The sequence below is a fragment of the Allofournierella massiliensis genome, assembly GCF_964241245.1.
Taxonomy (GTDB): Bacteria; Bacillota; Clostridia; order Oscillospirales; family Ruminococcaceae; genus Allofournierella; species Allofournierella massiliensis.
Map to the genome: position 1 here is coordinate 1 of NZ_CAXSWZ010000073.1, position 711 is coordinate 711.

At 54.9% G+C, this 711-nt stretch carries 1 pseudogene; it reads left to right on the top strand.

The features are described 5' to 3' along the window. Positions 1 to 711 (top strand): annotated as a pseudogene (locus tag ACESYO_RS16415) (helicase); the annotation flags it as partial.

Below are 711 nucleotides of genomic sequence, written 5' to 3' on the forward strand. Positions count from 1 at the left end.
AAAAGCAACACCGGCGGCAATATCAAAGCCACCGTCACCTACGGAACCAATCGGGCCAACTTCTATCACATTTTGGAAGAAAGCCTGAATCTGCGCGCCATCCGTATCTTCGACACCATCCGGGATGCAGACGGCACGGAACGCCGAGTACTCAATGCACAGGAAACGCAGGCTGCACAGGGAAAACAGCAGCAGATCGAAGATGCATTCAAGGAGTGGATCTGGAGAGATCAGACCCGCCGCCAGCAGCTCGTTCAGCTGTACAATGAGCGTTTCAACAGCATTCGCCCCCGTGAATACGACGGCAGTCATATTCAATTCCACGGCATGAATCCGGAAATCACCTTGCGCCCCCATCAGCGTAACGCCGTCGCTCACATCCTTTATGGCAACAACACGCTCTTGGGCCATGTAGTGGGAGCCGGAAAGAGTTTCGAGATGGTTGCCGCCGCCATGGAGAAAAAGCGGCTGGGACTTTGCAGCAAGACTCTAATCTGCGTTCCCAACCATCTGACCGAACAGCTTGCATCCGAGGCCCTGCTGCTCTATCCCAACGCCAATATTCTGGTGGCCAAGCGAAGCGACTTTGAGCGCGCAAACCGCAAACGCTTCTGCGGACGCATCGCCACCGGCAATTACGATATTATCGTAATCGGCCACAGCCAATTTGAACGGATTCCCCTGTCCACCGAGCGGCAGGCTACGTACCTT